The sequence below is a fragment of the Pseudomonas vranovensis genome (assembly GCF_040438935.1).
Taxonomy (GTDB): Bacteria; Pseudomonadota; Gammaproteobacteria; order Pseudomonadales; family Pseudomonadaceae; genus Aquipseudomonas; species Aquipseudomonas vranovensis.
Map to the genome: position 1 here is coordinate 4,182,615 of NZ_CP159259.1, position 26,148 is coordinate 4,208,762.

23 protein-coding genes, 2 tRNA genes and 1 rRNA gene are annotated in these 26,148 nt (G+C 61.2%); 13 read left to right on the forward strand and 13 right to left on the reverse strand.

Translation table 11 applies throughout. The features are described 5' to 3' along the window. Window positions 1–206: 206 nt before the first annotated feature. The 5 genes from ABVN19_RS19485 to ABVN19_RS19505 form a co-directional block, all read right to left on the reverse strand. Window positions 207–282: transfer RNA gene (locus ABVN19_RS19485), tRNA-Ala, on the reverse strand. A 10-nt stretch (window positions 283–292) separates the two neighbouring features. After that, window positions 293–369, reverse strand: a tRNA-Ile gene (locus tag ABVN19_RS19490). 85 nt (window positions 370–454) lie between these two features. Continuing rightward, window positions 455–1,991, reverse strand: a 16S ribosomal RNA gene (locus tag ABVN19_RS19495). 616 nt (window positions 1,992–2,607) lie between these two features. Continuing rightward, the gene (locus ABVN19_RS19500; protein WP_028945808.1) at window positions 2,608–4,101 is read right to left on the reverse strand and encodes a CoA-acylating methylmalonate-semialdehyde dehydrogenase; all 1,494 of its coding nucleotides are present in this window, start codon (window positions 4,099–4,101) and stop codon (window positions 2,608–2,610) included. Window positions 4,102–4,172: 71 nt separating this feature from the next. Next, on the reverse strand, window positions 4,173–5,519 hold the full coding sequence (locus ABVN19_RS19505) for an aspartate aminotransferase family protein (RefSeq protein WP_028945807.1): 1,347 nt from the start codon (window positions 5,517–5,519) through the stop codon (window positions 4,173–4,175). A 118-nt stretch (window positions 5,520–5,637) separates the two neighbouring features. Here ABVN19_RS19505 and ABVN19_RS19510 point away from each other — a divergent pair, with 118 nt between their 5' ends. The 4 genes from ABVN19_RS19510 (at window position 5,638) to ABVN19_RS19525 (ending at window position 8,898) form a co-directional block, all read left to right on the forward strand. After that, window positions 5,638–6,555, forward strand: a complete 918-nt coding sequence (locus ABVN19_RS19510) for a LysR family transcriptional regulator (RefSeq protein WP_105642374.1) — start codon at window positions 5,638–5,640, stop codon at window positions 6,553–6,555. 62 nt (window positions 6,556–6,617) lie between these two features. Beyond that, complete coding sequence (locus ABVN19_RS19515) at window positions 6,618–7,280, forward strand: TetR/AcrR family transcriptional regulator (protein WP_353632764.1); 663 nt, start codon at window positions 6,618–6,620, stop codon at window positions 7,278–7,280. Window positions 7,281–7,290: 10 nt separating this feature from the next. After that, entirely contained in the window at window positions 7,291–7,875 is a 585-nt protein-coding gene (locus ABVN19_RS19520; protein WP_105642375.1) for a YigZ family protein, read from the forward strand. A 336-nt stretch (window positions 7,876–8,211) separates the two neighbouring features. Then, the gene (locus tag ABVN19_RS19525; protein ID WP_028945803.1) at window positions 8,212–8,898 is read left to right on the forward strand and encodes an SDR family oxidoreductase; all 687 of its coding nucleotides are present in this window, start codon (window positions 8,212–8,214) and stop codon (window positions 8,896–8,898) included. 5 nt (window positions 8,899–8,903) lie between these two features. Here the strand turns inward: ABVN19_RS19525 and ABVN19_RS19530 are convergent, their stop codons facing one another. Then, window positions 8,904–9,983 carry a calcium:proton antiporter gene (locus ABVN19_RS19530; RefSeq protein WP_028945802.1) on the reverse strand — a complete coding sequence of 360 codons (1,080 nt, stop codon included), beginning with the start codon at window positions 9,981–9,983 and terminating at the stop codon, window positions 8,904–8,906. A gap of 146 nt (window positions 9,984–10,129) precedes the next feature. Here ABVN19_RS19530 and ABVN19_RS19535 point away from each other — a divergent pair, with 146 nt between their 5' ends. After that, entirely contained in the window at window positions 10,130–11,083 is a 954-nt protein-coding gene (locus ABVN19_RS19535) for an adenosine deaminase (protein WP_028945801.1), read from the forward strand. A gap of 72 nt (window positions 11,084–11,155) precedes the next feature. Here the strand turns inward: ABVN19_RS19535 and ABVN19_RS19540 are convergent, their stop codons facing one another. Further along, window positions 11,156–11,872 carry a helix-turn-helix domain-containing protein gene (locus ABVN19_RS19540; protein ID WP_028945800.1) on the reverse strand — a complete coding sequence of 239 codons (717 nt, stop codon included), beginning with the start codon at window positions 11,870–11,872 and terminating at the stop codon, window positions 11,156–11,158. Between the two features lie 495 nt (window positions 11,873–12,367). Next, window positions 12,368–13,282, reverse strand: coding sequence for a LysR family transcriptional regulator (locus ABVN19_RS19545; RefSeq protein ID WP_028945799.1), 915 nt, complete (start codon window positions 13,280–13,282; stop codon window positions 12,368–12,370). A gap of 113 nt (window positions 13,283–13,395) precedes the next feature. On the opposite strand from ABVN19_RS19545, the gene ABVN19_RS19550 reads away from it, so the two are divergent. Both ABVN19_RS19550 and ABVN19_RS19555 read left to right on the forward strand, forming a co-directional pair. Continuing rightward, the gene (locus ABVN19_RS19550) at window positions 13,396–14,409 is read left to right on the forward strand and encodes a zinc-binding alcohol dehydrogenase family protein (RefSeq protein WP_028945798.1); all 1,014 of its coding nucleotides are present in this window, start codon (window positions 13,396–13,398) and stop codon (window positions 14,407–14,409) included. A gap of 125 nt (window positions 14,410–14,534) precedes the next feature. Continuing rightward, the gene (locus ABVN19_RS19555) at window positions 14,535–14,699 is read left to right on the forward strand and encodes a hypothetical protein (RefSeq protein WP_167332139.1); all 165 of its coding nucleotides are present in this window, start codon (window positions 14,535–14,537) and stop codon (window positions 14,697–14,699) included. On the opposite strand, the gene ABVN19_RS19560 is transcribed toward ABVN19_RS19555, so the two are convergent. Together ABVN19_RS19560 and ABVN19_RS19565 are read right to left on the reverse strand one after the other, a co-directional pair. Beyond that, entirely contained in the window at window positions 14,683–15,864 is a 1,182-nt protein-coding gene (locus ABVN19_RS19560; RefSeq protein ID WP_028945797.1) for a multidrug effflux MFS transporter, read from the reverse strand. The genes ABVN19_RS19555 and ABVN19_RS19560 overlap by 17 nt on opposite strands. A 111-nt stretch (window positions 15,865–15,975) precedes the next feature. Continuing rightward, on the reverse strand, window positions 15,976–16,173 hold the full coding sequence (locus ABVN19_RS19565) for a cation transporter (protein ID WP_028945796.1): 198 nt from the start codon (window positions 16,171–16,173) through the stop codon (window positions 15,976–15,978). Window positions 16,174–16,320: 147 nt separating this feature from the next. Between ABVN19_RS19565 and ABVN19_RS19570 the strand changes: the two genes are divergently transcribed. From ABVN19_RS19570 to cueR, 3 genes are read left to right on the forward strand one after another with little or no spacing between them, the layout of a single operon-like run. Beyond that, window positions 16,321–16,707: a hypothetical protein gene (locus ABVN19_RS19570; RefSeq protein ID WP_028945795.1), complete on the forward strand. Its 387-nt coding sequence runs from the start codon at window positions 16,321–16,323 to the stop codon at window positions 16,705–16,707. Window positions 16,708–16,760: 53 nt separating this feature from the next. Beyond that, the gene (locus ABVN19_RS19575; RefSeq protein ID WP_105642376.1) at window positions 16,761–19,163 is read left to right on the forward strand and encodes a heavy metal translocating P-type ATPase; all 2,403 of its coding nucleotides are present in this window, start codon (window positions 16,761–16,763) and stop codon (window positions 19,161–19,163) included. Beyond that, entirely contained in the window at window positions 19,160–19,564 is a 405-nt protein-coding gene (gene cueR / locus ABVN19_RS19580; RefSeq protein WP_028945793.1) for a Cu(I)-responsive transcriptional regulator, read from the forward strand. The genes ABVN19_RS19575 and cueR overlap by 4 nt, the downstream gene beginning before the upstream one ends. A 4-nt stretch (window positions 19,565–19,568) precedes the next feature. Here cueR and ABVN19_RS19585 read toward each other — a convergent pair whose 3' ends face one another. Both ABVN19_RS19585 and ABVN19_RS19590 read right to left on the reverse strand, forming a co-directional pair. Then, the gene (locus tag ABVN19_RS19585) at window positions 19,569–20,462 is read right to left on the reverse strand and encodes a PA4780 family RIO1-like protein kinase (protein ID WP_028945792.1); all 894 of its coding nucleotides are present in this window, start codon (window positions 20,460–20,462) and stop codon (window positions 19,569–19,571) included. A 182-nt stretch (window positions 20,463–20,644) separates the two neighbouring features. Continuing rightward, window positions 20,645–21,433, reverse strand: coding sequence for a helix-turn-helix transcriptional regulator (locus tag ABVN19_RS19590; RefSeq protein WP_028945791.1), 789 nt, complete (start codon window positions 21,431–21,433; stop codon window positions 20,645–20,647). An 87-nt stretch (window positions 21,434–21,520) separates the two neighbouring features. On the opposite strand from ABVN19_RS19590, the gene ABVN19_RS19595 reads away from it, so the two are divergent. Then, the gene (locus ABVN19_RS19595) at window positions 21,521–22,540 is read left to right on the forward strand and encodes a bile acid:sodium symporter family protein (protein ID WP_105642377.1); all 1,020 of its coding nucleotides are present in this window, start codon (window positions 21,521–21,523) and stop codon (window positions 22,538–22,540) included. Here the strand turns inward: ABVN19_RS19595 and ABVN19_RS19600 are convergent. Further along, window positions 22,527–23,804: an acetyl-CoA C-acetyltransferase gene (locus ABVN19_RS19600; protein WP_105642378.1), complete on the reverse strand. Its 1,278-nt coding sequence runs from the start codon at window positions 23,802–23,804 to the stop codon at window positions 22,527–22,529. The two genes, ABVN19_RS19595 and ABVN19_RS19600, sit on opposite strands and share 14 nt — an antisense overlap. 119 nt (window positions 23,805–23,923) lie before the next feature. Between ABVN19_RS19600 and ABVN19_RS19605 the strand changes: the two genes are divergently transcribed. Further along, a complete protein-coding gene (locus ABVN19_RS19605; RefSeq protein ID WP_028945788.1) occupies window positions 23,924–25,276 on the forward strand; it encodes a 3-oxoacyl-ACP reductase in 1,353 nt (450 codons plus the stop codon). A 2-nt stretch (window positions 25,277–25,278) separates the two neighbouring features. Then, a complete protein-coding gene (locus ABVN19_RS19610; protein WP_105642379.1) occupies window positions 25,279–26,133 on the forward strand; it encodes a MaoC/PaaZ C-terminal domain-containing protein in 855 nt (284 codons plus the stop codon). Window positions 26,134–26,148: the final 15 nt, after the last annotated feature.

A 26,148-nucleotide genomic window follows, 5' to 3' on the forward strand; every position in this document is an offset into this window, starting at 1 on the left:
TGAAGACGACATTCGCCGAAAATTCGCAAAACTCTTAAGAGTCACTCACAAATTTTACCTTAGCCTGAACAGGCACCAGTGAAAGTGCTGTCCAGTCTATCTTTCTATCACATACCCAAATTTTTAAAGAACGATTCTGAAAAAGTTCAGAAATCAATATTCGAGCCGAATATTCATTTCTAAGCTTTGACACGGTAGCAAGGGGGTGGTGGAGCCAAGCGGGATCGAACCGCTGACCTCCTGCGTGCAAGGCAGGCGCTCTCCCAGCTGAGCTATGGCCCCAACAAGAAACTGGTGGGTCTGGGCAGATTCGAACTGCCGACCTCACCCTTATCAGGGGTGCGCTCTAACCAACTGAGCTACAGACCCAGTTAAGAGCTGTTACCGATATCGTCTTCTTCAATGAATCAAGCAATTCGTGTGGGAGCTCATGAGACAGCTGATGTCTGTCGATTAAGGAGGTGATCCAGCCGCAGGTTCCCCTACGGCTACCTTGTTACGACTTCACCCCAGTCATGAATCACACCGTGGTAACCGTCCTCCCGAAGGTTAGACTAGCTACTTCTGGTGCAACCCACTCCCATGGTGTGACGGGCGGTGTGTACAAGGCCCGGGAACGTATTCACCGCGACATTCTGATTCGCGATTACTAGCGATTCCGACTTCACGCAGTCGAGTTGCAGACTGCGATCCGGACTACGATCGGTTTTGTGAGATTAGCTCCACCTCGCGGCTTGGCGACCCTCTGTACCGACCATTGTAGCACGTGTGTAGCCCAGGCCGTAAGGGCCATGATGACTTGACGTCATCCCCACCTTCCTCCGGTTTGTCACCGGCAGTCTCCTTAGAGTGCCCACCATAACGTGCTGGTAACTAAGGACAAGGGTTGCGCTCGTTACGGGACTTAACCCAACATCTCACGACACGAGCTGACGACAGCCATGCAGCACCTGTGTCAGAGTTCCCGAAGGCACCAATCCATCTCTGGAAAGTTCTCTGCATGTCAAGGCCTGGTAAGGTTCTTCGCGTTGCTTCGAATTAAACCACATGCTCCACCGCTTGTGCGGGCCCCCGTCAATTCATTTGAGTTTTAACCTTGCGGCCGTACTCCCCAGGCGGTCAACTTAATGCGTTAGCTGCGCCACTAAAATCTCAAGGATTCCAACGGCTAGTTGACATCGTTTACGGCGTGGACTACCAGGGTATCTAATCCTGTTTGCTCCCCACGCTTTCGCACCTCAGTGTCAGTATGAGCCCAGGTGGTCGCCTTCGCCACTGGTGTTCCTTCCTATATCTACGCATTTCACCGCTACACAGGAAATTCCACCACCCTCTGCCCTACTCTAGCTCGCCAGTTTTGGATGCAGTTCCCAGGTTGAGCCCGGGGATTTCACATCCAACTTAACGAACCACCTACGCGCGCTTTACGCCCAGTAATTCCGATTAACGCTTGCACCCTCTGTATTACCGCGGCTGCTGGCACAGAGTTAGCCGGTGCTTATTCTGTCGGTAACGTCAAAACACTAACGTATTAGGTTAATGCCCTTCCTCCCAACTTAAAGTGCTTTACAATCCGAAGACCTTCTTCACACACGCGGCATGGCTGGATCAGGCTTTCGCCCATTGTCCAATATTCCCCACTGCTGCCTCCCGTAGGAGTCTGGACCGTGTCTCAGTTCCAGTGTGACTGATCATCCTCTCAGACCAGTTACGGATCGTCGCCTTGGTGAGCCATTACCTCACCAACTAGCTAATCCGACCTAGGCTCATCTGATAGCGCAAGGCCCGAAGGTCCCCTGCTTTCCCCCGTAGGGCGTATGCGGTATTAGCGTTCCTTTCGAAACGTTGTCCCCCACTACCAGGCAGATTCCTAGGTATTACTCACCCGTCCGCCGCTGAATCGAAGAGCAAGCTCTTCTCATCCGCTCGACTTGCATGTGTTAGGCCTGCCGCCAGCGTTCAATCTGAGCCATGATCAAACTCTTCAGTTCAATACTGCTTGGGTTTTGAGAAAACCCTAAACTTGGCTCAGCAATCTCAAATGACTTATTCGAAGTCTTTCGACTTCTCGTGCAGTCACTTGTGATGCTGATAATCTTTTTGACTATCAGTCTGAGCTCACAAGCACCCACACGAATTGCTTGATTCGATTGTTAAAGAGCGTTGGCTGAAGTCTTTCGCTTCAACCGAGGCGCGCATTCTACGCTTTCCTCAGAGTGTGTCAAGCGTTTATTTTGAAGTTTTTCAGAATTTCTCTTTCAACTTCAACCGCTTAACTCGCTGCGATCTCTCGTCAGCGGGAGGCGAATTCTACAGCGTTTCAATTCGCTGTCAACCACCTTTTTCACCGCTGCCGATCTTTCGACCGAAGCACTTCCAGCACCACCTGAAACCGCTAACTCTTTGAAACTCAAGGAGTTTTCGGTTCCGACTACGCCGGAAGTGGGGCGAATTATAGACAGATCCACAGGGGCGTCAAGGACTTATTTCAACTTTGTTTCAGAAGAAGCAATTTGGCTATAAGCAGCAAGCTTCAAACGGCAAGAAAAAGCAGGGGGCGCTACGCGCCCCCTGCTTCTTGCAGCTTATAGCTTGCCGCTACCGCCCTTACAGACTCGGGAAGGCGAACTGCGAGGCTTCATGGCTGGCGCGTTGCGGCCAGCGCTGGGTGATTGCCTTGCGACGGGTGTAGAAGCGCACACCATCCGGACCATAGGCATGCAGGTCGCCGAACAAAGAACGCTTCCAGCCACCAAAGCTGTGGTAGGCAACAGGTACCGGCAGCGGTACGTTGACACCAACCATGCCCACTTCGATCTCATCACAGAACAGACGCGCGGCTTCACCATCACGAGTGAAGATGCAGGTGCCGTTGCCGTATTCGTGATCGTTGATCAGCTGCATGGCCTCTTCCAGGCTGTTGACCCGAACAACACACAGTACCGGCCCGAAGATCTCTTCTTTATAGATGCGCATTTCCGGGGTCACGCGATCGAACAGGGTGCCACCGACAAAGTAGCCATCCTCGTTACCGGCGACACGGTAGCCACGGCCGTCCACCACCAGTTTCGCACCTGCGGCAACGCCGTCGTCGATGTAGCCGACCACTTTGTCACGCGCAGCTGCGGTAACCAGAGGACCCATGTCCAGGCCGCAGGAAGTACCGGCACCAATTTTCAGCGCCTTGATCTGAGGTTCGATCTTGGCAATCATCGCGTCGGCAACCTGGTCGCCCACACACACGGCAACCGAGATGGCCATGCAACGCTCGCCGCACGAACCATAGGCCGCGCCCATCAGTGCGCTTACTGCGTTGTCCAGGTCAGCGTCAGGCATCAATACCGCATGGTTCTTCGCGCCGCCCAGGGCCTGAACGCGCTTGCCGCGCTTGGTGCCTTCGGCATAGATGTATTCGGCAATCGGAGTCGAACCCACGAAGCTCAACGCTTTCACCTCTGGCGCCTCAATCAGCGCGTCCACGGCTTCCTTGTCACCGTGAACCACGTTCAGCACGCCCTTGGGCAGGCCGGCCTCGTGCAACAGCTGGGCAATCAGCAAGGTGGAGCTCGGGTCACGCTCCGACGGCTTGAGAATGAAGCAGTTACCGCAAGCGATGGCCAGTGGGTACATCCACAACGGCACCATGGCCGGGAAGTTGAACGGGGTGATACCGGCAACCACGCCCAGCGGCTGGAAGTCGGACCAGGCATCAATATTCGGGCCGACATTGCGGCTGTACTCGCCCTTGAGCACTTCTGGCGCAGCACAGGCGAATTCGACGTTCTCGATACCGCGCTTGAGCTCACCGGCAGCATCTTCGACGGTCTTGCCATGCTCTTCGCTGATCAGCTGGGAGATACGTGCTTCGTTCTGCTCCAGCAGTTGCTTGAAGCGGAACATCACCTGGGCGCGCTTGGCCGGTGGTGTATTGCGCCAGGCCGGGAATGCAGCCTTGGCCGAGTCGATGGCCTGTTGCACGGTTTGCTTGCTGGCCAGTGCGACCTTGTGGATGGCCTGCCCGGTCGACGGGTTGAAGACATCGGCAGTGCGTGCGTCGGCAGCGATCAACTCGCCGTTGATCAGGTGTTGAACAGTGCTCATGCAGAACTCCAGTAAGAGGTTGTACACGGACGCAAGAGCCCTCGCGTCCGCTGCTTATATATAGGTAGGAATCAAACGACCTGGTTGATGGCTTCGCCGACAGCGTCGAACAGGCGGTCAAGTTCCTGCGGCTGGCTGTTGAAGGTCGGGCCAAACTGCAGGGTGTCGCCACCAAAGCGCACGTAGAAGCCCTTTTGCCACAGCTTCATGGCGATCTCGTACGGACGCACGATGGCGTCGCCGTCACGGGCAGCAATCTGGATCGCACCGGCCAGGCCGTAGTTGCGAATGTCGATGATGTTCTTCGCGCCCTTGACTCCGTGCAGCACTTTCTCGAAGTGCGGCGACAGTTCCGCGGCGGCCTGCACCAGGTTTTCCTTCTCCAGCAGATCCAGCGCGGCGATACCCGCAGCACAGGCAACCGGGTGAGCCGAGTAGGTGTAGCCGTGCGGGAATTCCACGGCGTACTCAGGCGTCGGCTGGTTCATGAAGGTCTGGTAGATCTCGCTGCTGGCAATCACGGCCCCCATCGGGATGGCACCGTTGGTAACCTGCTTGGCGATGCACATCAGGTCAGGGGTCACACCGAACGCGTCGGCACCGAACATCGAGCCCATGCGGCCGAAGCCGGTGATCACTTCATCGAAAATCAGCAGGATGTTGTGCTGGTCGCAAATTTCGCGCAGACGCTTCAGATAACCCTTCGGCGGTGGCAGCACACCTGCCGAGCCTGCCAGCGGTTCAACGATCAATGCGGCGATGTTCGAGGCATCGTGCAGTTCGATTAACTTGAGCATTTCATCGGCCAGGGCAATACCCCCCTCCTCCGGCATGCCCTTGGTGAACGCATTGCTGGCCAGCAGGGTGTGCGGGATATGGTCGACGTCGAGCAGTTGGCCGAACATTTTGCGGTTGCCGTTGACGCCGCCCAGGCTGGTACCGGCGATGTTCACACCGTGATAGCCACGGGCACGACCGATCAGCTTGGTCTTGGTGGCCTGGCCTTTCAGGCGCCAGTAGGCACGAACCATCTTCACCGCGGTGTCGGCACACTCGGAACCGGAGTTGGTATAGAAGACGTGATTGAGGTTGCCCGGCGTCATGTCGGTGATCTTCTCGGCCAGCTGGAACGACAGCGGGTGACCGAACTGGAAGGCTGGCGAGTAATCGAGCACGCCGAGCTGACGCGACACCGCTTCCTGGATCTGCTTGCGGGTGTGGCCCGCGCCGCAGGTCCACAGGCCAGACAGTGCGTCATAAATCTTGCGACCTTTGTCATCGGTCAGGTAGCTGCCTTCGGCGGCGACGATCAGCCGTGGATCGCGCTGAAAATTGCGGTTGGCGGTGTAAGGCATCCAGTGGGCGTCCAGCTTGAGCTGGCTGGCCAGACCGACAGGAGCGTTTTCAGGCAGATTCATCGGACAAGTCCTCGCGTGGCAATTGAGCAGCAACCGTTGTTGTTGTGCTTAAGTTGTCACGGCGATAAAGTCTGGAAAACTCAACTTTTCTAATCTTCAGATAGGCGATCACTAAACTATGAGCCGTCGTCCCGATCCCCTGGCCCAAGTCAGCGATTTTGACATCCGCCTTTTGAAGATTTACCGCAGCGTGGTGGAGTGTGGCGGCTTCTCGGCGGCGGAAAACGTCCTGGGTATTGGCCGTTCAGCCATCAGCCAGCAAATGAGCGACCTGGAGCAACGCCTGGGCTTGCGCCTGTGCCAACGGGGGCGCGCCGGGTTCTCGCTCACCGAGGAAGGCCGCGAGGTGTATCACTCGGCCTTGCAACTGCTCAGTGCCATCGAGAGTTTTCGCACCGAGGTCAACGGCCTGCACCAGCATCTGCGGGGCGAGCTGAACATCGGTCTGACCGACAACCTGGTGACCCTCCCGCACATGCGCATCACCCACGCCCTGGCCCAGCTCAAGGACCGTGGCCCGGATGTGCGCATCCAGATCCGCATGATCGCCCCCAGCCAGGTCGAACAAGGCGTGCTCGACGGCAGCCTGCACGTTGGCGTGGTACCGCAGACCAGCCCACTGTCGGGGCTGGAGTACCAACCGTTGTACAGCGAACGCTCGCTGCTTTATTGCGCTGTCGGCCACCCCTTGTTCTATGCCGACGATCGCCAACTCGACGATGAACGCCTCAATACCCAGGACGCCATCGCCCCGACCTTCCGCTTGCCGGCCGATGTCCAGGCCCACTACCAGGCCTTGAACTGTACCGCGAGTGCCTCGGACCGCGAGGGCATGGCCTTTTTGATCCTGACCGGTCGCTACATCGGCTACCTGCCCGACCACTACGCCAGTTTCTGGGTACAACAGGGCCGGTTGCGCGCGCTAAAGCCCGCGCAGCGTTTCTACGACCTGAGTCTGTGCTGGGTTACGCGCAAGGGTCGCCGCCCGCATCTGGTGCTGGAGAGTTTTCTCGAAGCCCTGGCGGCTACTCGCTGAGCACTAATGCTGGTAGGTTAGCCAGTCACAAGTGATACCCATTGCCTTGTCTGGAACCGTCCATGTCCCTTGAAGTCCCTGCGCATCGCCTCAACGCCCCGGGCAAGCCCGCCGGCCGCATTCGTCAGAAGAACGAACAAGCCATCATCCAGGCCGCCGAAGACGAGTTCGCCCGGCACGGTTTCAAGGGCACCAGCATGAACACCATCGCCCTCAAGGCCGGGCTGCCCAAAGCCAACCTGCACTACTACTTCACCAACAAGCTTGGCTTGTACGTAGCGGTACTGAGCAACATCATCGAGTTGTGGGACAGCACCTTCAACGCCTTGAGCGTCGAGGACGACCCAGCCCTGGCCTTGAGCAGCTACATCCGCACCAAGATGGAGTTCTCCCGGCGCAACCCCCAGGCCTCGCGGATCTTCGCCATGGAGGTCATCAGCGGTGGCCAGTGCCTGAGCGATTACTTCAGCCAGGACTACCGCGACTGGTTCAAGGGCCGCGCCGCCGTATTCCAGGCCTGGATCAACGCCGGCAAGATGGACCCGGTCGAGCCGGTGCACCTGATTTTCCTGCTCTGGGGCAGCACTCAGCACTACGCCGACTTCGCCACCCAGATCTGCCAGGTCACCGGCCGTAGCCGCCTGACCAAGCAAGACATGGAAGATGCCAGCAACAATCTTATCCACATCATTCTCAAAGGCTGTGGCCTGAAACTTCCCGACTGAACCTGCGTTTATGCCTTTTACCCTGCTCGACACCTGCGAGTTTCGCGAAGAGATTCGCAAGAGCCGCTTCATCACCCTGGCGGCGCCAATCAACAGCCCCGCCGAGGCCATGGACTTCATCGACCGGCACAGCGACCTGGCTGCCACCCACAACTGCTGGGCCTGGAAGATCGGCGCGCAGTACCGCAGCAGTGACGACGGCGAGCCTGGCGGTACCGCCGGGCGACCCATTCTGGCGGCCATCGAGGCCCAGGATTGCGATCAGGTCGTGGTGTTGGTGATTCGCTGGTATGGCGGAATTCAATTGGGTACCGGTGGGCTTGCCCGCGCCTATGGCGGCGGCGCCAACAAATGCCTGCAGCAGGCGGAAAAACGCCTGCTGGTCAGCCGCACCGAGATCAGTTGCAGTTGCAGCTTCAGTGAACTGGCCCTGCTCAAGCTTCGGGTAGCCGAAGCCGATGGCCTGGTGTTGGCGGAAGACTTCACCGCCAATGGCGTCGATTTACGCCTGGCCCTGGGTGAAGAACAGATCGAGCCGCTGCAACGGCAGTTGGCCGATCTGAGCCGTGGGCGGATCCTGCTGGAGCGGCGCTGATCAATTGCCCACATTCACTGTGGGCCCGGCTGTGGATAAGCTCTGGGCATTCGCCTGCACGCCTTTGAATCCGTGGGTTCCAGGCAAACGATCATATTTTGATCAAGATTTGATGACAGCGCTCGAACTGCCCGAAAATCAGTCAGTTATCCCCATTCATAGCCCGCGAAAAGTAACCCTCCAGTGTTTATATCCACACCCAACGCTTGCTCACAATAACTGTGGAGCAAGTTGTGGATAAGCCGTGCACCCCTGTGCCAGCGCCCCATTCGGCCACGGCTTGGCTAGACTGGTTATTCTTTGATCAATGAGTCACCCACTGAAAGGAGTTCCCCCATGCCCTCGAACAAAACCGCCCTGATCATCGGCGCCTCACGCGGCCTCGGGCTTGGACTGGTGCAACGCCTGCGCGACGACGGGTGGGATGTCGTGGCCACGGTCCGCGATCCGGCAAAAGCACCCGCACTGGCGGCAGTGCCAGGGGTCGAGGTCAAGACACTGGAAATGAACAGCACCGAACAACTCGACACTCTGCAACAGCAACTCGCCGGCCAGACCTTCGACCTGCTGTTCGTCAACGCCGGGGTCAAGGGCCCGAATGATCAAAACCCTGAAAATGCACAGTTGGCCGATGTCGGCGACCTGTTCATGACCAACAGCGTGGCGCCGATTCGTGTTGCCCAGCGCTTTGCTTCGCAGGTGAATCCGGTGGGCGGCGTGATCGCCTTCATGAGTTCGGTACTGGGCAGCATCACTATCCCCGATGCCCCGGAAATGGCCCTGTACAAAGCCAGCAAGGCGGCGCTCAACTCAATGATCAACAGTTTTGTCGTGCAACTTGGCGAAACTGATCTCACGGTACTGGCCATGCACCCGGGCTGGGTGAAAACCGACATGGGCGGCGACGGCGCCGACATTGATGTGGCCACCAGCACCCGCGGCATGCTCGAACAGGTCAAGGCCCAAGCCGGGAAAGGTGGCCTGGCGTTCATCAACTACAAGGGCGAAACGCTGATCTGGTAAAGCCCTCACAGGCCCAGCACCGCCAGCATGATGAAAGTGGCGAACAGGACAAAATGCGTCATCCCCTCGATGGCATTGGTTTCGCCATCGTTGAGGTTGATGGCGCTGACGATCAGGGTGATGAAGATCATCACCGTTTGCACCGGCGTCATGGCCATCTGAAAGGGCTGGCCGGTGTACAACGCCATTGCCTCCATCAGCGGGACGGTCAATATCACCGTCGACAGCGACGCTCCCAGGGCGATATTGACCACCGACTGCATGCGGTTTGCCAGCGCCGCACGCAACGCAGTGAGAATCTCCGGTGCGGCAGAAATCGCCGCCACCACAATCGCCATCAATACCGGTGGCGCGCCACTGCCCTCCAGTCCGTACCCCAGTGGATGCGACATGGTTTCGGCCAGTACCCCGATAATCACCACCCCGGCCACCAGAATGAAGATCGAGCGGAACTTGCTCACCGGCACCAACAAGGGATTGCGGCGTTTTTTCTGCGGATAGCTGTAACTGAAAAAATAGCTGTGGGGGCCAACCTGCATACGCAGGAACAAGGCATACAGCAGCAACATCGCAGCAATGGTGAAGGCCGAATATAGCTTCCAGTCGGCGCGCGGGATGAACTCCGGCACCACCATCGACACGCCCATGGCCGTCATGATCATCACGCTGTAGGTGCGCGCCGAGTCATCGTTGTACGGCTGCTCGCCGTGCTTGAGGCCGCCCATCAAGGCAGCCAGCCCGAGAATACCGTTGATATCGAGCATGACCGCCGAATAGATGGTGTCACGCACCAGCGTGGGCGACGGCTGGTTGCTCATCATGATGGCCAGCACCAGCACCTCGACCATCACCGCCGACAGGGTCAGGATCATGGTGCCGTAGGGGTCGCCAACCTTTTCCGCCAGTTGCTCGGCATGCTGGGCCACCCGCATCGACGCACAGATGATCGCCGCCACCAGCACCATGCCCGACAACAGCGCCACCGCATGGCCATGGCCCAGCAGTTGCGCCTGCAGCGGCCAGGCCACAATCGCCAGCAGCAATGCGAGCAACAGGGGTTTTTCCTGGTTGATCAGGGCAAGCATCGGCAGGTTGCATCCATTGGCTAGAGGCTAGGAGACTGTAGTCACTGTAGAAGGTTTCGGCGCCGGTCCGGCTGGTCTGCTTTGTGCGCCAGTTCCCGGCAACCCTGTAGAATGGCGCCATCCGCACCTGATGAGAAACAGACTTTATGTACGACTGGCTGAACGCGCTGCCCAAGGCAGAATTGCACCTGCACCTGGAAGGATCGCTGGAGCCCGAACTGCTGTTCGCCCTGGCTGAACGCAACAAGATCGCCCTGCCCTGGAACGACGTCGAAGCCCTGCGCGCGGCGTATGCGTTCAACAATCTGCAGGAGTTTCTCGACCTGTATTACCAGGGTGCCGACGTGTTGCGCACCGAGCAGGACTTCTATGACCTGACATGGGCCTACCTGCAGCGCTGCAAGGCGCAGAACGTGATACATACCGAGCCGTTCTTCGACCCGCAGACCCACACCGACCGTGGCATCCCCTTCGAAGTCGTGCTCAACGGCATCAGCCGCGCCCTCAAGGACGGCCAGCAGCAACTGGGCATCAGCAGCGGCCTGATCCTGAGCTTCCTGCGCCACCTGAGCGAAGATGAAGCACACCAGACCCTCGACCAGGCCCTGCCGTTTCGCGACGCCTTCATCGCCGTCGGCCTGGACAGCTCGGAGATGGGACACCCGCCGAGCAAGTTCCAGCGCGTGTTCGACCGCGCCCGCAGCGAAGGCTTCCTGACCGTTGCCCACGCCGGTGAAGAAGGCCCGCCCGAGTACATCTGGGAAGCCATCGACCTGCTCAAGATTCAGCGCATCGATCATGGCGTCCGCGCCATCGAAGATGAGCGTCTGATGCAGCGCATCATCGACGAGCAAATTCCATTGACCGTGTGCCCGTTGTCCAACACCAAGCTGTGCGTGTTCGACCACATGAGCCAGCACAACATCCTCGACATGCTCGAGCGCGGCGTGAAGGTGACGGTGAACTCCGATGACCCGGCTTACTTCGGTGGCTACGTCACCGAGAACTTCCATGCCTTGCATACCCATCTGGGCATGACCCAGGACCAGGCCCGACGCCTGGCCCAGAACAGCCTGGATGCGCGCTTGGTCAAACCGTAGACCCCAATTCAGGAGCGGGCCTGCCCCGCGATGCAATAGTCGCATCGCGGGGCAAGCCCGCTCCTGCGGGTTTCAGCCGGCGGTTTTGAGCGCCCTCGGTTCGGCGATCCGGTTGATCTGGTGCAAGCCGATCGCAGTAATGTGCAGCATGCGCGAAGTTTCGCTCTCGCGAATCCAGCTCGATTGCATGAACAGCTTCAACAAGCTGCTGCCCAGCGCACCGCCCAGGTGCGGACGGTGATCGTTCCACTCGCTGCAACAACGGCAACTGCTGAAGCTTCGGCGTTGATGCTGGGCCAGCGCCTCGATGTAGATGCCGTAGCGGGCAAACTGGGCCCGCCCCTCCAGTGTCACCTCGATCTGCTGTTCCAGCCCCTCCAGCCACCCGGCCTCGAACAACCGCAGGTAAAGGTCCGCGGCCAGCTCTCCCCCAAGATGATCGCCGCACAATCGTGCCCTGCGCATGGACAGCGGTATGCCGGTCACGCCCTGCTCCAGGCTGGCCTCCCGTGAAGTCACCTGAACACTGGCCAGGGCCTCCACAGCAGCGCCGACTTCCGGACCGGCCAGCCTGAAGTAACGCTTTCGCCCCCGAGGTTCGAGCTTTAGTAGACCGCTGGCTGACAGTCGGGCCAGGTGAGCGCACGCCGAAGAGGGGGTCAGTCCGGCCAGGTTCGCCAGCTCGTCGGACGGCCGCGCCATGCCGTCGATCAAGGCCCAGAGCATTGCGCTGCGTTTGGGGTCGGCGAGCAGGCTGGCGATCTGGCTGATGCTTGTTACAGGTTTCATATCTCAACTCCCTGAGAGATCACGACAGATGTCGATTGAATAACCATGCCAGCAGCACTTACTGCGAGGTGCCCAATGCCAGCAGGAAGTTGAAGTTACAGACGCCGGCTGCGCGTGCAGCAATCGAACGGTTGGCCAAACAAGCAGCCCGTATTGCAGCTCAGACAGTATTCGAGTGAGTAGCGTTACTTACCGACCTTTGGCATGGAAGTGTCTCTCGCTGGAAATGACTGCTGCAGCGATTATAAGCCGCTTTACGTGTGCGATTATCGAGCCCGCCGACGCCGGGGACGTCAAACAAAGCCTGTTATTGCAAACCTCGGACACCCTGATCTTCGAGGCCACAAAATGTTTAATCTGAAAAAACTGTCTCGAGCCGCGCCGGCTATATCTATTCTTCGCGCACCCAATAATTGGTATCAAAAAATAAGCGATAAAACCTACAACGAACTTAACTACAAGCCACACACTAAATAGCAAGTTCCGCACCCTCAATCACACTGCCCGCGCACGTTGTTCAAGCAGGGCCTGGCAACGCACCCGAAGCATGTTGCGCAGCAGCTGGACCGGCTTACCCAACTGAGCGCGATGCGTACACATCAGGTTGAAGGGCGCGGGCTCACCCGGCAAATGCCCCAGCAACAGTTTCAACCGTCCCTCCTGGATATCCATCGCCACATCCAGCCATGACTTGTAGGCGATGCCCTGGCCGGCCAGGGCCCAGCGGCGAACCACGTCTGCATCGTCGCAGAAGCGATCGCCGCGAACGGTCAGGCCTACTTCGCTTGAGCCCTGACCAAAACACCAGTGGTCATGCACCCGAGAACCCAGTTGGTACAGCAGGCAATTGTGCTGCGCCAGGTGCGCCACTTCCCTTGGCTCGCCATGACGCGCCAGGTAGGCGGGCGAAGCGCAAAGAACCCGGCGATTGTCGGAACATATCGGCAGCGCCACCAGGCTGGAGTCTTCCGGTGCGCCATAGCGCACGGCAACATCGGCGGCCTGGCGAAACAGGTCGGCATTGCGATCCCCCAACAGCAGGCGGACCGACAGTTGCGGGTGCTCACGCTGCAACTCGTCGAGCCAGGGCAGCAATACATTGCGACCGAAATCCGACGGTGCAGACAACTGCAGCACCCCGCTCACTTGGTCCTGGCCCTGGGCAAGCAGGCGCTGCCCCTCCTCCAGGCTTGCCAGGGCGGCACGGGCGTGCCCAAGAAAGCCTTCGCCATCGGCCGTCAGGCGCAGGTTGCGGGTGGACCGCGCCAATAACCGGGCGCCCAATTGCGCCTCCAGGCGCTTGAGCGCTGCACTGGCCACTGCCGGAGACAGGTCGAGCAAACGTGCCGCCGCCGACAAACTGCCCAGCTCCGCTGCACGGACAAACAACAGCACGTCATCAAGTCGCACCGCGGCCCCCATTAACAAAAAAATATTGAAAGTATCTGTGGTTTTATCGGCTTTTAACCAAGAGTGAAAGCACCAATCATGGCGTCCATCCATTCTCCCTGAGGACGACCGTCATGAAAGCTATTGCCTACTATCACTCCCTGCCCATCACCGACCCGGCCTCCCTGCAAGACATCGAGCTGCCTGCCCCCGAGCCGGGTGCGCGGGACCTGCTGGTAGAGGTCCGTGCCATTTCGGTAAACCCGGTGGATACCAAGGTGCGCCAGAACTCCCAGCCGGAGGCGGGCGCAGCCAAGGTGCTGGGCTGGGATGTCGCCGGTATCGTCAAGGCAGTGGGCAGTGACGTCAGCCTGTTCCAGCCAGGCGACAAGGTGTACTACGCCGGCTCGATCGCCCGTGCCGGGGGCAACAGCGAACTGCACGTCGTCGATGAGCGCATCGTCGGCCACATGCCCAAGTCCCTGAGCTTTGCCGAGGCCGCTGCCCTGCCACTGACGGCTATCACGGCCTGGGAGTTGCTGTTCGAACGGCTGCAGGTTGTGCAAGGCCAAGACAACCTGGGCCAACGCCTGTTGATCGTCGGCGCCGCCGGCGGTGTGGGTTCTATCCTCACCCAGTTGGCCAGCCAACTGACAGGCCTGATGGTGATTGGTACCGCCTCACGCGAGCAGACCCAGGCGTGGGTGCGCCAGTTGGGCGCCGACCATGTGGTCGACCACAGCCAACCGCTGGCCCAGGCGCTCAGGGCGCAAGGCATCGATCAGGTCACCCATGTGGCCAGCCTGACCCAGACCGACCAGCACCTCGCGCAACTGGTCGAGGCGCTAGCCCCGCAGGGCAAGTTGGCCCTCATCGACGACCCCAAACAGCTGGACGTCGGCCTGCTCAAACGCAAGAGCCTGTCACTGCACTGGGAGTTCATGTACACCCGCTCGCTGTTTGAAACCGCCGACATGATCGAGCAGCACAAGCTGCTCAATCGAGTCGCCGAACTGATCGACGCCGGGACCCTCAAGACCACCCTGGGTGAGCACTTCGGCACCATCAACGCGACCAACCTGCGCCGTGCTCACGCCCTGCTGGAAAGCGGTGCAGCCAAGGGCAAGATTGTCCTTGAAGGGTTCTGAAATAAAACGCCCACTCCAATTTCGGGGTGGGCGTGACCGTCAGTCCGACAACTGACGCAGGTCATTTCCCTGCTGGCAGGCAGCGCTACAATTCTTCAGCCAACGCCAATCGCAGGTATGCAGCGATGATCATTCAAGTCAGTGCATCAGGCCAGAAACCAGGCTGCCCGTGGCAGGTTCGACTGGACCAACATGTGGTGAGTTTCCGTAGCGAGGCCGAAGCCCGCGCCTTCGTCAACACCTTGCAAACCCGTCTGCAGGCGCCGCACCCACTCAAACGGGCCGGCTGAGCTGCAAGCGACGCGTGCCCATGGCCACCGCCGCCGCTCCCAGGCCACACAGGCTGATGACCAGGGCCATCGGCACGGCGCTGCCATCGTGCAGCACCCCCACCAGAGCCGCCGCACCGGCGGCAATACTGAATTGTATACAGCCCAGCAGTGCCGAGGCGCTGCCTGCGCGGGCGCCCTGACCACTCATGGCGCAGGCCGAGGCATTGGGGATGATGCAGCCCAGGCTCGCCACACAAATGAACAGCGGAATCAACAACGGCCAGAGCACCGCCGGATGCAGTGCCGTCACCGCCAGTAGCGCCAGCCCCGCCCCCAGATAGACCCAAACCGTACGTGCCAGAAGGAACGCCGGCCCGCGCTTGGCCAGCAACCGCGCATTGACCTGCGCCACCAGGATGAACCCCGCCGCGTTGCTGCCGAACAGCCAACCGTAATGTTCGGCGGGCACGCCGTACAGCTTGATGAAGACAAACGGCGAGCCGGCGATATAGGCAAACATGCCGGCAATGGCAATGCCGCCGGTCAACGCATGGCCGACGAAAATCCGGTCTTTGAGCAAGCGCCCGTACTGGCGCAGCGCGCCGGACAGTGGCTGGCGCGGCTGGTTGGCCGGCAGGCTTTCCGGCAGGCCCATGGCGACCGCCAGGGTACACAGCGCACTGAACACGGTCAGCGCCAGGAAGATCGACTGCCAGCCATACAGGTTGACCATTACCCCACCGAGCATCGGCGCCAGGATCGGCGCCAGGCCCATCACCAGCATCAACTGCGAGAACACCTTGGCCGAGGCCACCGCATCGCATTTGTCACTGACAATCGCCCGCGACAACACCATACCGGCGCAGCCGCCCAGGGCCTGGACGAAGCGTGCCACGATCAGCGCATCGAGATTGGGGGCAAAGGCACAGGCCACCGAAGCCAGGGTAAACAGGGTAACCCCCACCAGCAGCGGAATCCTGCGGCCAAAACGGTCGGCTACCGGACCGTAGGCCAGTTGCCCGATGGACAAGCCCAGGAAATAGGCGGCCAGGGTGGTCTGGATGTGTTTTTCATCGGTACCAAAGGCCAACGCCATGGCCGGAAAACCTGGCAGGTAGAAGTCGATTGCCAGGGGCCCGAACGCACTGAGGGCGCCCAGAATCAGGATGGTTCGCAGGTTCATCGGAAATCCATAGCAGGCTAAGCAAGTCTGCTAGTCTAACCGCCCTGCCAGGGTTGCGCTGCGAAGAGTTGGCCCGCGCACGAAACTTCATTCATGGCGCGGGCCACCGGGTCAGGCCGCTTCGGCCTGATAGCCCTCTTCGCGAATCAGCTCAAGAATCTGCGGGGCTTGCAGCGAGCTCTGTACCTTCACCTGCTTCTGGGCCAGGTCGACCTCCACAATCGCGTCTTGATCCTGAGCCTGTACCGCACGGGTAACGGCCTTGACGCAATGGCCGCAGGTCATTCCTTGAACGTTGAACACTTGCATGGTGCTTGCCTCCTGTGGGTTTGAACGCAGTTTCAAGCTTGCCATCGGGACAAGGTCAAGACTTTCGCCACGCTGCCGGGCTGGAAATCATTCACCGTGTCGGCCAAGCTGCGAGCCTGATGATTGACGATGCAGGAGTTTCATTTCATGCGCAGGGCAGCTTTCGGCCTTTTTGGCTTGTTGGGTATTGTCGGCCTGCTTCCCCAGGCCCACGCCGCAGGGCCGAGCGACTACAGCATTCTGATCATCTCGCGTGAGCGCCTTGAAGTGGCGACTTCGTGCGAGATCGGCGTGTACATCAATGATCAACTGGCAGGCCGGCTGTTCCAGGAGCAATCCACCTCGTTCAACTTGCCGCCGGGCGAACTCGATGTGCGCCTGCGCTACCTGCCCGGACAAGTGCCGGGCTGCCAGCCAGGTATCGAGAACCAGCGCAGCACTCGTTTGCAGCTTGCGGCTGGCCAGATCAATAAATACCGCATTGCAGTCGATCAGAATGGCCTCACGTTGATCAGGGCCGGCCTGGGCTATTGACCTTACCCGCATGGCAAGGTTGATGCTAATGGCCTGTCCAAGGAGGAGTGCCCATGTCTGCATCTACCACGTTCGATCTGCCAATTGCCGGCATGACCTGCGCCAGCTGTGCTGGCCGCGTCGAGCGCGCCCTGCGCAAGGTCAGCGGTGCCGAACAGGTCAGCGTCAACCTGGCCACCGAACAAGCCCGCATCCAGGCCCCGGCCGATAGCCTGCCGGCCCTCGTCGAGGCGGTTGAACAGGCCGGCTACAGTGTTCCCAGCCAGTCGCTGGAACTTCAGATCGGCGGCATGACTTGCGCCTCATGCGCAGGCCGTGTCGAGCGTGCCCTGGGCAAAGTGCCGGGGGTGCAGACCGTCAGCGTCAACCTCGCCAACGAGCGCGCCCATGTGCAAGTGCTCGGTGCTGTCGACAGCAGCGTGCTGATCGATGCCGTCACCCATGCCGGTTACTCGGCCACCCTGCCGCAAAGCGCCAAGGTCAACCAGGACGATGCCGAACGCCGCCTGCGCAAGGAGCGCTGGTCGGTGGCGCTGGCCGTATTGCTGGCCTTGCCATTGGTACTGCCGATGGTGCTGCAGCCATTCGGTATCCACTGGATGTTGCCGGCCTGGGCCCAGTTCGTGCTCGCCACACCGGTGCAGTTCATCCTCGGTGCACGCTTTTATGTGGCTGCCTGGAAAGCCGTGCGCGCCGGTGCCGGCAACATGGACCTGCTGGTAGCCATCGGCACGAGCGCCGGGTATGGCCTGAGCCTCTATGAATGGGCCCAGGCGGCGCCCGGCGTTACGCCGCACCTGTACTTTGAAGCGTCTGCCGTCGTGATCGCCCTGGTGCTGCTGGGCAAATACCTGGAAAGCCGCGCCAAGCGCCAGACCGCCAGCGCAATCCGCGCCCTCGAGGCCCTGCGCCCTGAACGCGCGCTGCTGCTGGTCGATGGCCAGGAGCGTGACGTGGCCATCAGCGAACTGCGCCTGCATGACCTGGTGGTGGTCAAGCCCGGTGAGCGCCTCCCCGTCGACGGTGAAGTGATAGAAGGCCAGAGCCATGCCGACGAAGCGCTGATCAGCGGTGAAAGCCTGCCGGTGCCAAAGCAACCGGGCGACAAGGTCACCGGCGGCGCCATCAACGGTGAAGGCCGCCTGCTGGTACGTACCCTGGCACTGGGGACTGAAACAGTACTCGCGCGCATCATCCGCCTGGTCGAAGACGCCCAGGCCGCCAAAGCGCCGATCCAGAAGCTGGTGGACCGGGTCAGCCAGGTGTTCGTCCCGGCGGTGCTGGTGATAGCGCTGATTACCCTGGTGGGTTGGTGGCTGGCCGGTGCGCCGATCGAAACTGCCCTGATCAACGCGGTCGCCGTGCTGGTCATCGCGTGTCCTTGCGCACTGGGCCTGGCCACACCGACGGCAATCATGGCAGGTACCGGTGTCGCCGCCCGCCACGGCATCCTGATCAAAGACGCCGAGGCCCTGGAACGCGCCCACGCCGTCAACCGCGTGGTATTCGACAAGACCGGCACCCTCACTTCCGGCAGCCCGCGCATTGTCCATAGCAAAGCGGCGGTCGGTGAACAGGCCCAACTGTTGCAGTTGGCCGGCGCCTTGCAGCGCGGCAGCGAACACCCGCTGGCCAAGGCGGTGCTGGATGCCTGTGAAGAACAAGGCCTGGCCGTGGCCGACATCAGCAACAGCCAGTCGCTTACCGGTCGCGGCATCGCCGGCACCCTGGACGGTCGCGACCTGGCGCTGGGCAACCGTCGGATGCTCGACGAGAGCGGCCTGCAACCGGGCGGGCTGGCAGCCGATGCCAATGCCTGGGAAGCCGAAGGCCGGACCTTGTCCTGGCTGATCGAGCGCAGCCCGCAACCGCGTGTACTGGGCCTGTTCGCTTTTGGCGACAGCCTCAAGCCAGGTGCCGGCCAGGCCGTGCGTCAACTGGCCGACCGGGGCATCAGCAGCCACCTGCTGACCGGTGACAACCGCGGCAGCGCCAAGGTAGTGGCCCTGGCCCTGGGTATTACCGACGTGCATGCCGAGGTGCTGCCCGGCGACAAGTCGGCGAAAGTCGCCGAGCTCAAGCAATCGGGAGTGGTAGCGATGGTCGGCGACGGTATCAACGATGCCCCGGCCCTGGCCGCCGCCGATATCGGCATCGCCATGGGCGGAGGTACCGACGTGGCCATGCAGGCTGCCGGTATCACCCTGATGCGCGGAGATCCACGCCTGGTACCGGCCGCACTTGAGATCAGTCGCAAGACCTATGCGAAGATCCGCCAGAACCTGTTCTGGGCGTTCATCTACAACCTGATCGGCATTCCCCTGGCCGCCTTCGGACTGCTCAGCCCGGTACTGGCTGGTGCGGCGATGGCCCTGTCGAGTGTCAGTGTGGTCAGTAACGCCCTGATGCTCAAAACCTGGAAACCCGAAACCCCGCCACAGGACGACACCCCATGAATATCGGACAAGCCGCTCGCCGTTCCGGCTTGAGCGCCAAGATGATCCGCTACTACGAGTCCATCGGCCTGCTAAAGCCGCCCCTGCGCAGCGACAGCGGCTATCGCCTGTACTCGGAAGACGACCTGCACAGCCTGGCATTCATCAAGCGCTCGCGTGATCTGGGCTTTTCTCTGGAGGAAGTCGCCAGGCTGCTGACCCTGTGGCAAGACCGTCAGCGTGCCAGTGCCGACGTCAAGGCCCTGGCCAGCCAGCACATTGATGACTTGAACCGGCGAATTGAAGAATTGGTGAGTCTGCGCGATACCTTGAGCGAGCTGGTCGCCCACTGCCAGGGCGACGACCGCCCTGACTGCCCGATCCTCAAGGACCTGGCAGCCGGCAGCAGTTGCTGTCACTGAAGCATTACTGCAGCCAGGGCGGCGCGGGCTCCTCTTCCTTGCTGGGGCCCCGTTCGGCGTCGTCCCTGGCGGCACGCCGGCGGGCCTCATCCAGACGGGCGGCATCAATCTCGCGCATGACCCCGTCGACATCGGCGGTGTGCTCATCGTCCTGGTACTGGCCGCTGAGCTCGGTCTCTGGCAGCAGCTCGCCAGCCTGGTACAGGGCCCACATTTCCCGGGCATAGCGGGTCTGCTTGAGTTCCGGGGCAAAGCGGCCGAAATAGGCCGCCATGTTGCCGACATCTCGCTCCAGCATGCTGAAGGCGTGGTTGTTGCCCGCCGCATCCACTGCCTGTGGCAGGTCGATGATCACCGGACCGTCGGGGCCTAGCAGCACGTTGAATTCCGACAGGTCGCCATGCACCAGGCCGGTGCAGAGCATCAGCACGATCTGGCGGATCACAAAGGCGTGGTATTCGCGCGCCTGCTCTGGCTCCAGGTGGACATCGTTGAGCCGTGGCGCGGCATCGCCGTACTCGTCGGCCACCAGTTCCATCAGCAGCACACCGTCAAGGAAGTCGTAGGGCCGCGGCACTCGTACACCGGCGTTGGCCAGGCGGAACAGGGCGGCAACCTCGGCGTTCTGCCAGGCGTCTTCGGCTTCCTTTTTCCCGTACTTGGAACCCTTGGCCATGGCCCGGGCCTGGCGGCTGTTGCGCACCTTGCGCCCTTCCTGGTACTCGGCGGCCTGGCGGAAGCTGCGTTTGTTGGCCTCTTTGTAGACCTTGGCACAACGCAGTTCCTGACCGCAGCGCACCACGTACACGGCGGCCTCCTTGCCACTCATCAGTGGTCGCAGTACTTCGTCGACCAGTCCATCTTCAACCAGTGGTTCAATGCGTTTTGGAGTCTTCATCGGCTTTTGTCGGGGGTCCTGTTCTGCCAGACACATGGATTTTTGTAGGTCACCGGTGCTGCACCGGATTGTCGCTGTATCAAGACCGCTCTGCGTTGTAACGACAAACCGTCCGACTTGCCATTGTTTTTGTATCTCTCGGAGCACAATCGTTCACAAAAATCATCAGAATACGTTGCCACTCACAGGCGCAGGCCCCCCGGGGTCATGCCGAACAGGCTCTTGAAGGCGGCGATATAGGCCGATGTCGAGTCATAGCCACAGCCCAGCGCGGCGTCGGTAACGCTTTGTCCCGCTTCGAGGGCAGTGAGCGACGATAACAGGCGCATGCGCTGGCGCCAGCCACGAAAGCTCAGGCCGGTTTCTCGCTGGAACAGGCGCATCAGGGTCTTTTCCGAGGTATTCAGCTGCTGCGCCCACTGGCCGAGGGTTTGCCCCTCCTCGGGATGCGCGAGCAATTCGTTGCACAGCCCCAGCAAGCGCGGGTTTTGCGGCAGGGGCAAGGAAAAGCCCACTTGCGGCAACGCCTGCAACTGATCAAGCAATACGCCGACCAGCCGCGCCTCGGGGCTGTCGTCTTCGGGATAGTCCACCGGCAACAGGCAAAACTGCTTGATCAGCTCGCGAGCAAGTGGGGTGACTTCCAGTACCCGGCACTGCTCCGGCGCCCAACGGCAAGCGTCGCGGTGAACATACAGGCTGCGCATCTCGGCCCGCATCGAGGTTTCCACCTCATGCTCGGCGCCCGCCGGTATCCACACCCCCCATTGTGGTGGGGCGAAATAGCTGCCTTCGGCAGTGCGTACCCCAAGCACCCCGCTGATCGCATAGGAAAACTGCACCCAATCATGCTGGTGGCGGGTGGTCCAGGAACCGGCGCTCAAGCTTTCGGCCCGTGCGTACACAGGCCTGGGTAGTTGCGTCAGGGCGGGGATCGGACGAGGGCCCTGTCTTTGTCCGTTTGTCGGCATCGGTTGGCCTTATATCGCAAGACGGCATTATTCCGGGCAGGGTAGCCTCATGCCTCATTGGTTGCAAAATGATTCAAAGGCCCGCCCATGCAAGCGCTCAAGCACCTCAAACGCGTGGTTACCGACTGGTTCCTATGCGGCATGTTCCTCGCCACTTTCCTGGCCTGGCTGTTCCCAAGTTTCGGCAGCAGCGGCGGCGCGATGCATGCCGAGTACGTCATCAATACCGGCGTATTCCTGGTGTTCTTCCTGCACGGTATCAACCTCTCCAGCGAACAGGTTCGCCATGGTCTACGGAACGGGCGCCTACACCTGATGGTGCAGGGTTTCACCTTCGTGATCTTTCCGTTGATCTGGTGGCTGGCCGACCGCGTACTCGGCAGCCAGGTCCCAGCGCTGTTGATGCTGGGCTTTTTCTACCTGTGTGCCCTGCCCTCGACCATCTCATCCTCGGTGGCCCTTACCGGCAGCGCAGGCGGCAATGTGCCGGCGGCGATTCTCAATGCCAGCCTGTCCAGCGTCCTCGGCATTTTCATCACCCCCTGGCTGGTCAGCCTGGTAGTGGGCAGCGGCAGCGGCGGCATCGACCTGGCCGCCACCCTGCTCGACCTCTGCGCCCTGCTGCTGTTGCCGCTACTGCTAGGCCAGCTGCTGCGCCCGTGGCTGGGCCGCTTCTTCGCTCGGCACAAGCGCTACACCAATATCATGGACAAGCTGGTGATCCTGCTACTGGTGTATGCCGCGTTCTGCAACTCGATGGTGTCGGGCATGTGGCAGCAGCAAGGCAACGGGGTGCTGGTCACGGCGTTCGTGGGCAGCGCCATGCTGCTGGCCTTGATTCTGTGGATGACCACCCGCACCGCGCGAGCCCTGCGCTTGAGCCCGGCCGACGAAGTGGCCGCGGTGTTCTGTGCCAGCAAGAAGTCCCTGGCCGCCGGTGCGCCGATGGCTGCGCTGATCTTCGGTGCCCACCCGGGCCTGGGCCTGATCCTGCTGCCGATCATGATCTACCACCCGCTGCAACTGATCGTCTGCTCGATCATGGCCGAGCACTATGCCAATCGCCCGGCCACGGTCGAAGAGCCAGCGCTGGTCAGCGCTCGATGATCGCCGTAACGCCCTGACCACCGGCGGCGCAGATAGAAATCAGACCACGGCCCTTGCCTGCAGTGGCCAGCAGCTTGGCCATATTGGCCAGGATGCGCCCGCCGGTGGCAGCGAACGGATGCCCGGCTGCCAGTGAGCTGCCCTTGACGTTGAGTTTGCTGCGATCAATGGCCCCCAGTGGCTCGCTCAGGCCCAGCTTGCGCTGGCAGTAGTCGGGGTCTTCCCAAGCCTTGAGGGTACACAGCACCTGGGCAGCGAAGGCTTCGTGGATCTCGTAGTAGTCGAAATCCTGCAGGCTCAAGCCATTGCGCGCCAGCAACCTGGGGACCGCGTAGGCCGGCGCCATCAACAGCCCCTCCTGACCTTTGAGGAAATCCACCGCCGCAGTTTCGCCATCGACCAGATACGCCAGCACCTCAAGATTGTGCTCACGAGCCCAGTCTTCGCTGCCCAGCAACACCACCGAGGCACCATCGGTCAGCGGCGTGGAGTTGCCCGCCGTCAGGGTGCCTTTTTCGCTGCGCTCAAACGCTGGCTTGAGGCTGACGAGTTTCTCCAGGGACAGGTCGGCGCGCAGGTTGTTGTCGCGGGTCAGGCCCTGGAACGGGGTGAGCAGGTCATCATGCCAGCCTTCGGCATAGGCGGCCGTCAGGTGCTGGTGACTGAGCAGCGCCAGTGCGTCCTGCTCGTTGCGGGGAATCTGCCAGGTCTGCGCCATCAGCTCGCAATGCTGCCCCATCGACAGCCCAGTGCGCGGTTCGCCGTTGCGTGGCAGTTCGGGCTTGAGGTGACCCGGGCGCAGCTTGAGAAAGGCCTTGAGCTTGTCGGCCGTGGTCTTGCCGCGATTGGCCTGGAGCAGAATGCGACGCAAGCCCTCGTTGACGGCGATGGGCGCATCTGAAGTGGTGTCGACACCACCGGCAATCCCGCTGTCGATCTGCCCCAGGGCGATCTTGTTGGCCACCTGTATCGCCGTCTCAAGCCCTGTGCCGCAAGCCTGTTGCAGGTCGTAGGCGGGCGTTTGCGCCGACAGACGCGAGCCGAGCACGCATTCACGGGTGAGGTTCATGTCCCGGGAGTGCTTGAGCACAGCCCCGGCCGCCACCTCGCCCAGTTGCAGGCCGTGCAGGCCATAGCGTTCGATCAGCCCTTCGAGGGCTGCGGTAAGCATCGCCTGGTCACTGGCAGTGGCGTAGGCGCCGTTGGAACGGGCGAAGGGAATCCGATTGCCGCCAATGATCGCGACCCGGCGCAATGAACGCATGCGTAATGTCCTCTTTATCAGCAAACAGTCCGCTACAGCGTAGGTGTTTTTTGCGCGGTCGAACGACCAACGGCCAATCATGGTCCACACTTTGAAGCTTATTTCAGGGAGACGCGCACATGAGCGACCGCTATATCGACTTCGCCAACTCCGACCTCGGCCGGCGCCTGGTGGGGGCCGTGGGCCTGCCCAGCCCAGCGCGCCTGGAACGCTGGGAGGCCGGTCGCCTGCGGCCTGTGGACGGCGCCCTGCTGCTCGGAGGCGGGCCTTTGGCGAACAGGGTCGAGGCATTCGCGCAGCGCCTGACCGACGACGTCTACAGCTTCGCCAGTCCCGAGCTGGGCGCGACCGAATGGGTTGCCGGGCTTGGCCCCAAACTCAAGGCCGTGGTGTTCGATGCCAGCGAACTGGAAGACACCGACCAGCTCAAGCAATTACGCGAGTTCTTCCAGCCGCTCCTGCGCAGCCTGGCACCCAGCGCCCATGTGGTGATTCTTGGACGGCCACCGGAACAGCTCGATGACCCGCTGGCCCAGGTGACCCAACGCGCCCTCGAAGGTTTCAGCCGCTCCCTGGCCAAAGAACTGCGAGCGGGCGCCACCCTGCAGTTGCTGTACATCAGCGACACCGGCGAAGACCAGCTCGAAGGCGCCCTGCGGTTTTTCCTGTCGCCCAAGAGCGCCTTTATCTCCGGGCAAGTGCTGCGCCTTGGCGCGTGCGCCAGCAGCGTCCAGGACTGGACCCGCCCCTTGGCCGGACGCAAGGCCCTGGTCACGGGCGCCGCCCGTGGCATTGGTGCGGCTATTGCCGAAACCCTGACCCGCGACGGTGCCGAGGTGGTGTTGCTCGATGTACCCCAGGCCAAGGCCGACCTCGAAGCCCTGGCCGCGCGCCTGGGCGGTCGCAGCCTGGCCCTGGACATCTGCGCCGCCGATGCCCCGGCGCAACTGATCGAAGGGCTGCCCGATGGCATCGACATCGTGGTCCATAACGCCGGCATCACCCGCGACAAGACTCTGGCGAACATGACCCCGGAATACTGGGATTCGGTCCTGGCGGTCAACCTCAAGGCCCCCCAGCTCCTGACCCAGGCCCTGTTCGACAGCGGCGCCCTGCACGACAACGCGCGCATTGTGTTGCTGGCCTCGATCAGCGGCATCGCCGGCAACCGCGGGCAGTCCAACTATGCCGCCAGCAAGGCCGGGCTGATTGGCCTGGCTCAGGCCTGGGCACCGAAGCTGGCCGAACGCGGCGGCAGCGTCAACGCCGTGGCCCCCGGTTTCATCGAGACGCGCATGACCGCCGCCATTCCCTTTGCCCTGCGCGAAGCCGGGCGGCGCATGAGCTCCCTGGGCCAGGGTGGCTTGCCCCAGGATGTCGCCGAAGCCGTGGCATGGCTGGCACAACCCGGTACCGGTGCAGTCAATGGCCAGGTGCTGCGGGTATGTGGCCAGGCCGTGATGGGGGCTTGAACATGACACGACAGTGGCACGATCTGAGTAGCACCGCTGCGTTGTCCGGCCTGTACCTGCGCGCGGCACGCAAACGCAAGATCACCGGCGATACGCTGCCCGAACAGGGCTTGCGCAGTTACCTTGAGGTCAACCCCAAGCAACTCGAGGACTACCGCAAGCTCTGTCACTTCAGTGACGATGGGCGCCTGCCGCCCACCTTCCCCCATGTGATGGCGTTCGCCCTGCAGTTGCAACTGCTGACCGACAAGGATTTCCCCTTCCCCTTGCTTGGCCTCGTCCACCTGCACAACAGCATCCGTGTGGTGCGGCCGCTGGGCGGTATCAGCCATTTGCGCTTCAGCGTACATGTGCAGAACCTGCAGCCCCATGAAAAGGGGGGCACTTTCGATCTGGTCACCGAAGCCTCGGACGGCCTGGGGCTGATCTGGGCCGAGACCAGCCGCATGCTGTGCCGCGGGCTGAAACTGACGGGCGAGCCCGAAGCGGATGTCGAACCTGCCACTCCTTCCTTGAGCGAACTGACCCGCTGGTACGCCGACAGCGATATCGGCCGGCACTACGCCAAGGTGTGCGGCGACTACAACCCCATCCACCTCAGCGCCACCAGCGCAAAACTGTTCGGCTTCCCTACAGCTATCGCCCATGGCATGTGGAGCAAAGCCATGACCCTGGCCGCATTGCGCGGGCACTTGCCGGTCAGCGGCTACGAGATTGCCGTGGACTTCCTCAAACCCGTGCGCCTGCCCAGTGAAGTCATCCTCAACGCAAGCCCGACTGCAGCCGAAGGACAGCTGCAACTGGACGGCCACGGTGACCTGCAGCACATGCGCGGAACCTGGCGGCGGCTGGACTGACAAGGCCCTCTTGCG